The sequence below is a fragment of the Actinomycetospora sp. genome (assembly GCF_055612215.1).
Genome location: NZ_JBVPVA010001148.1, coordinates 1 through 7,065 on the forward strand (window position 1 = coordinate 1; position 7,065 = coordinate 7,065).

The following is a 7,065-nucleotide window of genomic DNA, read 5'->3' on the forward strand; positions in this document are numbered from 1 at the left end:
GCAGTGCAGCACCGTCGCGCCGGGGGTGGCGCGGGCGACGAGCGCGGCGTCGATCCCGTAGGGCCGGAACGGCGCGACCCGGTCCAGGCCGTCGTCCTCCTGGCCCATGCTGATCCAGGTGTCGGTGACCAGGACGTCGGCCCCCTCGACGGCGGCCTCGGCGCCGGCGCGGCCCTCCCCCTCGAGCACCGTCGCAGAGCCCCCGGTCTCGCCGGCCCGCCGGATCGCGGCCTCGAGCACCGCCGGGTCGGGGCGGAACCCCTCGGGCGCGGCGACGCGGACGTGCATCCCGGCGGTGACGCCGCCGAGCAGCAGCGAGTGGGCCATGTTGTTCGCGCCGTCGCCGAGGTAGGTCATCGTCAGGCCGGCGGTGCGCCCGTGGCGCTCGGTGATGGTCTGGAGGTCGGCGAGGACCTGGCAGGGGTGGAAGCCGTCGGTGAGCGCGTTGATCACCGGGACCGAGGCGTAGGCCGCCATCTCCTCCAGCCGTGCGTCGGCCCCGGTCCGCCACACGATCGCGTCCACGTAGCGCGAGAGCACCCGGGCGGTGTCGGCGATCGTCTCCCCGCGCCCGAGCTGCGCCGCCCGGCCGTCGACGATGACCGGTGTCCCGCCGAGCGCGCCGATGCCGACCTCGAACGACACCCGAGTACGGGTGGACGGCTTGTCGAAGATGACCGCGACGGCGCGGGGGCCCGCGAGGGGACGGAGCGCGAACGGGTCGGCCTTCATCGTCGCGGCGAGCTCGAGGACCTCGGCCTGCTCGGTCGGGGTCAGGTCGTCGTCGCGGAGCAGGTGACGACGGGGCCGCGTCCCGCCGGCGGCTCCCGTGGCCGTCACCGGCGCCGTGGCGGTCACGATCCGGCCCCCGCCTCGGCGGCCCCCTGCGAGAGGGCGGCGGGCAGGTCGGTGAGGAAGGCGTCGACCTGCGCGTCGGTGACGACCGCGGGCGGGGCGAGCCGGATCCGGCCGGGGACCGGCCCGTTGATCAGGTAGCCGGCCTCGCGCGCGGCGTTCGTCGCGGGCCCCGACGCGTCCGCGGTGAGCGCGATCCCGATGAGCAGCCCGGCCACGTCGACGTGGTCGACCAGGGGGTGGTCCAGCTCCTCGATGCGCGCACCGACGTCCTTGCCCAGGGTGTCCGCGCGGTCGAGGAGGCCCTCGCGCCCGATGGTGTCGAGGACCGCGAGCGCGGCCGCACAGCACACCGGGTTGCCCCCGAAGGTCGTGCCGTGCTGGCCGGGTCCGAGCAGCTCGGCGGCCGGGCCGATCCCCACGCAGGCCCCGAGCGGCAGGCCGCCGCCGAGGCCCTTGGCCAGGGTGACCACGTCGGGGACGATCCCGGCCCGCTGGTGGGCGAACCAGACGCCGGTGCGCCCGATCCCGGTCTGCACCTCGTCCACGACGAGCAGCGCGCCGTGCTCGGTGGTGATCTCGCGCGCGGCCTGCAGGTAGCCCTCCGGCGGGATGATCACGCCGGACTCACCCTGGATCGGCTCGAGGACCACCGCGGCGGTGTCGGCGTCGACGGCGGCGCGCAGGGCGGCCGCGTCGCCGTAGGGCACGAACTCCACGCCGGGCGGCATCGGCTCGAACGGCTCGCGCTTGGCGGGCTGGCCGGTCAGCGCGAGGGCGCCCATGGTGCGGCCGTGGAAGCCCCCGATCGTCGAGACGATCTTCGGGCGGCCGGTGCGGCGGGCGATCTTGAAGGCGGCCTCGTTGGCCTCGGCGCCCGAGTTGCACATGAGCACCCGGCCCTCGCCCGCGCCCAGCAGCGAGAGCAGGCGCTCGCCGAGCTCGACGGTGAGCGGGTTGATCACGAGGTTCGAGGTGTGCCCGAGGGTGGCCACCTGCCGGGAGACGGCCTCGACCACGGCGGGGTGGGCGTGGCCGAGGAGGTTCACGGCGATCCCGCCGAGCAGGTCGAGGTACTCGTGGCCGTCGGCGTCCCACACCCGGGCGCCCTCGCCTCGCACGAGGGTCAGCGGCGGCGTGCCGTAGTTGCCCATCATCGTGGTGGACCAGCGGCGGCGGAGGTCCTCACCGGTCGGTGTCGCAGTGGTCATGCGGAGGGACCTCCTTCGGGGGTGGACGGGGCGGGGACGACCATCGTCCCGACGCCCTGGCTGGTGAAGACCTCGAGCAGCACCGAGTGGGCCACCCGGCCGTCGATGACATGGGCGCGCGGCACGCCGCCCTCGACCGCCCGCAGGCAGGCCTCCATCTTCGGGATCATGCCGCTGGACAGGCTCGGGAGGAGCGCAGCGAGCTCCTCGGCGTCGATCTCGCTGCGCAGGCTGGAGCGGTCGGGCCAGTCGGTGTACAGGCCCTCGACGTCGGTGAGGACGACGAGCTTGCGGGCACCCAGGGCGACGGCGAGCGCACCCGCGGCGGTGTCGGCGTTGACGTTGTGCACGACGCCGTCGGCGTCCGGGGCGACCGTGGAGATGACCGGGATGCGGCCGCCGGCGACGAGGTCGAGCACCGCCGCGGGGTTGACCGCGACCACGTCGCCCACGAGCCCGACGTCGACGTCCTCGCCGTCGACCCGTGCGGTGCGGCGGGCCGCGGTGAACAGCCGGGCGTCCTCGCCGGACATCCCCACCGCGAGCGGGCCGTGGGCGTTGACCAGCCCGACGAGCTCGCGGCCCACCTGCCCGACGAGCACCATGCGGACGACGTCCATCGTCTCGGGCGTCGTGACCCGCAGCCCGCCGCGGAACTCGCCGGGCATGTCGAGCCGCTCGAGCATCGAGGTGATCTGCGGCCCGCCGCCGTGGACGACGACGGGGCGGATGCCGGCCAGGCGCAGGAACACCATGTCCTCGGCGAAGGCGCGGCGCAGCTCGTCGTCGACCATAGCGTTGCCGCCGTACTTGACGACGACGACCGCGTCCTGGAACTCCCGCAGCCACGGCAGGGCCTCGGCGAGCACCGCGGCCTTGGCCTGCGCCTCCTCCGGGGAGGTGGCGGGGGCGCCGGTCGAGGTGAGGGTCATGTCGAGTACGCGCTGTTCTCTTCGACGTAGGCGTGCGAGAGGTCGGTGGTCAGCACGGTCGCGGTGCCGCCCGCGAGGCCGAGGTCGACCTCGACGGTGATCTCCGGGCCGGACAGGTCGGCCTTCGAGCGGTCCCCGACGGCGGCGGCCGCGGCGCAGAGCAGAACCCCGTTGACCGTCACCGAGAGACTCGCCGGGTCGACGTGGGCCTCGCTCGCCCCGATCGCGGCGGCGATCCGGCCCCAGTTCGGGTCGGAGCCGAACAGCGCGGTCTTCACGAGGCTGTCCCGGGCGACGGCCCGCGCCCCGAGCAGCGCGTCGGCGTCGGAGTCGGCCCCGGTGACGGTGACCGCGATGCGCTTGGTGACGCCCTCGGCGTCGGCCTGCAGCCCGCGGGCGAGGTCGGCGCACACCGCCCGGAGCGCCTCTGCGAACTCGTCCTCGTCGGGCCGCACGCCGGAGGCGCCGGAGGCGAGGAGCAGCACGGTGTCGTTGGTGCTGGTGGACCCGTCGATGTCGAGGCGGTCGAAGGTCACCGCGGTCGCGGCACGCAGCGCGCGGTCGGCGGTGTCCCCGTCGAGGTCCGCGTCGGTGGTGAGGACGACGAGCATCGTCGCGAGGCTCGGCGCCATCATCCCGGCGCCCTTGGCGAAGCCGCCCACGGTCCAGCCGCCGTCGGCCGCGGTGCGGACCACCTGCTTGTCGACGGTGTCGGTGGTGAGCACCGCGGTGGCCGCGTCGGTCCCGGCCGCGGCGCCCGCGTCGAGGACGCCGGCCGCCGCGTCGACCCCGGAGAGCAGGCGCTCGATCGGCAGCCGCTCGCCGATGAGCCCGGTGGAGCACACCGCGACCTCGATGGCCCCGCAGCCGAGCACGTCGGCGACCTTCTCGGCGGTGTGGTGGGTGTCGGCGAACCCGTCGGGACCGGTGCAGGCGTTGGCCCCGCCGGAGTTGAGGACGACCGCCCGCAGCGCGCGCTCGCGCAGCACCTGTGCCGACCACAGCACGGGGGCGGCCTTGACCTGGTTGCGGGTGAAGACCCCGGCCGCCGTCGTGGAGGGGCCGTCGTTGACGACCAGGGCGAGGTCGGGGCGGTCGCCGTGGGCCCGCAGCCCGGCGCGGACGCCCGCGGCGCGGAAGCCGGCGGCGGCGGTGACGCTCACGGCGCGAGCCCGGCGGTCGGCAGGCCGAGGGTCTCGTCGAGACCGAGGGCGAGGTTGACCGACTGCAGCGCGCCGCCCGCCGTGCCCTTGGTCAGGTTGTCGATCACCGCCGTGGCGACGAGGCGGCCCGCGTCGACGTCCACCTCGACCTGGAGCTGCACGGTGTTGGACCCGACGACGTTCTTGGTGGCCGGCTGGACGCCCTCGGGCAGCAGGTGCACGAACGGCTCGTCCCCGTAGGCCTTGGCGTACGCCGCCCGGACCTCCGCCGCGTCGACGCCCGGGTCGGCCAGCGGGGCGCTGACGACCGCGAGGATGCCGCGCGGCATGGGCGCGAGCACGGGGGTGAACGACACCGTGACCGGGCCCGCCCCGAGCCCCGAGAGGTTCTGGATGATCTCGGGGGTGTGCCGGTGGCCGCCGCCGACGCCGTAGGCGGTGGCCGAGCCCATGACCTCCGAGCCGAGCAGGTGCGCTTTCGCCGCGCGCCCCGCGCCCGAGGTGCCGGAGAAGGCGACGACGCTGACCTCCGGGCCGACCACGCCCGAGGCCACGGCGGGGATCGCCGCGAGGGTGGCCGTGGTCGGGTAGCAGCCGGGGACCGCGATCCGGCGCGAGCCGCGCAGCGCGTCCCGCGCGCCGGGCAGCTCCGGGAGGCCGTAGGGCCAGGCGCCCGCGTGGGCGCCGCCGTACCAGCGCTCCCAGGCCGCCGGGTCCCGCAGCCGGTGGTCGGCGCCGCAGTCGACCACCAGGACGTCCTCGGGGAGCTGCGCGGCGAGCTCGGCGGAGCGCCCGTGGGGCAGCGCGAGGAACACGACCTCGTGGCCCGCGAGGGCCTCGACCGACGTGGCCTCCACCGGTCGGTCGGCGAGCGCCGTGAGGTGGGGCTGGTGGGCGCCCAGAAGGCTGCCCGCGGAGTCCCCCGCCGTCAGCGCGCCGATCTCCATCTCGGGATGACCGAGCGCGAGCCGCAGGAGCTCTCCTCCGACGTAGCCGCTGGCGCCGGCCACCGCGATCCGCATGCGTATGACTATGCACGATCACGCAAGACCATGCAACGGCCTTCGGCTACCGCTGCCGGACGTCGTACCGACCGGGGCGGATCCACGTCAGGGCGGGCTGCTCGCCGGTCACCGCGTGGCCCGGCCGCGCCGCCATCGTCCACCCCCCGGGTGTCGGGAAGGAGGGGTGGGGCTCGCGCAGCGTCGGCTGGTCGTAGTCGTCGGACCGCACGACCCGCTCCGTCGTGGGGGTCGGCCTCCCGACGTCCGGTGTCGGCAGAGCGACTCCTCGGAGGTCCGGGACGGCCGGCTCGGCGTCCCCACGCCGCGGCGCGGGCGCGACGGCCCCCGCCGCCACCGGGTCCCGGCCGAGCAGGGCCGAGCCGACCCAGTCCAGCACGATGCGGGCCTTGCGCTCCGCGGTCGGCATGGCCCAGAGGTGGTAGGCGCGGTGCAGCGCGTACGCCGGCCAGCCCATGAGGCGCAGGCCTCGGATCTCGGCGACGCCGCGGCGGCGGCCGAGCCCGGCGACGACGCCGGCCGTCGCGTGCCGGTAGGGCTGCAGCGGACGGCCGCCGAGGTGGGCGACGACGTTCTCGGCGAGCACCCGGGCCTGCCGGACGGCGTGCTGCGCGGTCGGCGCGGTGAGCACCTTCGGGTCCTCGTCGGCGAGCGTGGCGCCGCGGGCGAGGTCGGGCACGGCCGCGCCGTCACCGGCCGCGAACACGTGCGAGCGGCCGATGACCTGCAGCATCGGTGTGCAGCGCACCTTGCCGGTGCGCTCCAGGGGCAGGTCGGTCCGCTCGAGCAGCGGGTGCGGGCGGGTGCCCGCGGCGAGGACCACGGTGTCGGTGGGGATGACGGTGCCGTCCGCGAGGCGGACCTCACCGTCGAGGGCGGACGTGAGCCCGGCCCCGACCCGCACCTCGATGCCGCGGCGGGCGAGCCGGCCGTGCACGCGCGCGGCGGTCGGCTCGGTGACCTCGGGCATGATCCGCCGGGCGGCCTCGACGAGCACCCAGCGCAGCTCGGCCGGGTCGACCCCGACCTGCTTCGCGGCCCGCCGGCTCAGATCCTCGAGCTCGCCGAGCGCCTCCACCCCGGCGAACCCGCCGCCGACGACGACGAACGTCAGCAGCCGCGCGCGCCGGGCCACCTCGGCGACCGTCGTCGGCACCACGGAGGCGGCGGCGTCGAGGCGGGACAGCACGTGGTCGCGCAGCGCGGCCGCGTCGCCGACGGTGCGGAACGTCAGCCCGCACTCGGCCAGGCCCGGGACGGGCAGCTCGCGGGCGATCGCGCCGGGGGCGATGACGAGCACGTCGTAGGCGACCTCCCGCGAGGTCCCGTCGGGGAGGGTGACCACGGCGCGGCGGCGGGCGTCGTCGACGGCCACCACGGAGCCGGTGACCACGTCGCAGCGGTCGAGCACCCGGCGCAGCGACACGGTGAGGTGCCGCGGCGCGATCGAGCCGCCGGCCGCCTCGGGCAGGAAGGGCTGGTAGGTCATGTGCGGCTGCGGGTCGACGACGGTCACCGAGCCGATCGGCACCGTCGCGCGGGAGCGGCCGGGCCGCCCGCCGCGGTGGCGCCCGTCGCCCGCGAGACCCAGCCGGGCCTGCAGGGCGCGCGCCGCGACGAGGCCGACGTAGCCGCCGCCGACGACGAGCACCCGCGCGCCGGGCACGAAGTCACCGGTGTCGGGGACCAGCGCGACCGCGGGCCGGGTGAACAGCCGGCTGCCCGCGAGCAGGGCCGTGCCGACGCCGAGGGTCACCGCGGCGGCGCCGAACGCCGGCCAGCGGCCGAGGACCCCGGCGGCGTCCAGGCCGAGGGCGAGCGCGGGGAGGACGAGGACGCCGAGGACGGCCAGCAGGCGTGCGGTGCCGCGGGGAGGACGGCC

General features: G+C 76.3%; 6 protein-coding genes. All 6 read right to left on the bottom strand.

Annotated features, from left to right (window positions below; genetic code table 11):
* Positions 1 to 840, bottom strand: an 840-nt coding sequence (gene argF, locus AC0CYZ_RS30950; protein WP_472221975.1) for an ornithine carbamoyltransferase, incomplete at its 3' end; no start/stop codon positions are given.
* Between the two features lie 14 nt (positions 841 to 854).
* A complete protein-coding gene (locus AC0CYZ_RS30955; RefSeq protein WP_472221977.1) occupies positions 855 to 2,066 on the bottom strand; it encodes an acetylornithine transaminase in 1,212 nt (403 codons plus the stop codon).
* Entirely contained in the window at positions 2,063 to 2,998 is a 936-nt protein-coding gene (argB, locus tag AC0CYZ_RS30960) for an acetylglutamate kinase (RefSeq protein ID WP_472221979.1), read from the bottom strand. Before argB ends, AC0CYZ_RS30955 begins: the two co-directional genes overlap by 4 nt.
* Positions 2,995 to 4,161 carry a bifunctional glutamate N-acetyltransferase/amino-acid acetyltransferase ArgJ gene (argJ, locus tag AC0CYZ_RS30965; protein ID WP_472221981.1) on the bottom strand — a complete coding sequence of 389 codons (1,167 nt, stop codon included), beginning with the start codon at positions 4,159 to 4,161 and terminating at the stop codon, positions 2,995 to 2,997. Before argJ ends, argB begins: the two co-directional genes overlap by 4 nt.
* A complete protein-coding gene (argC, locus tag AC0CYZ_RS30970; RefSeq protein ID WP_472221985.1) occupies positions 4,158 to 5,189 on the bottom strand; it encodes an N-acetyl-gamma-glutamyl-phosphate reductase in 1,032 nt (343 codons plus the stop codon). Before argC ends, argJ begins: the two co-directional genes overlap by 4 nt.
* 40 nt (positions 5,190 to 5,229) lie before the next feature.
* A partial coding sequence (locus AC0CYZ_RS30975) for an NAD(P)/FAD-dependent oxidoreductase (protein ID WP_472221983.1) occupies positions 5,230 to 7,065 on the bottom strand: 1,836 nt, incomplete at its 5' end.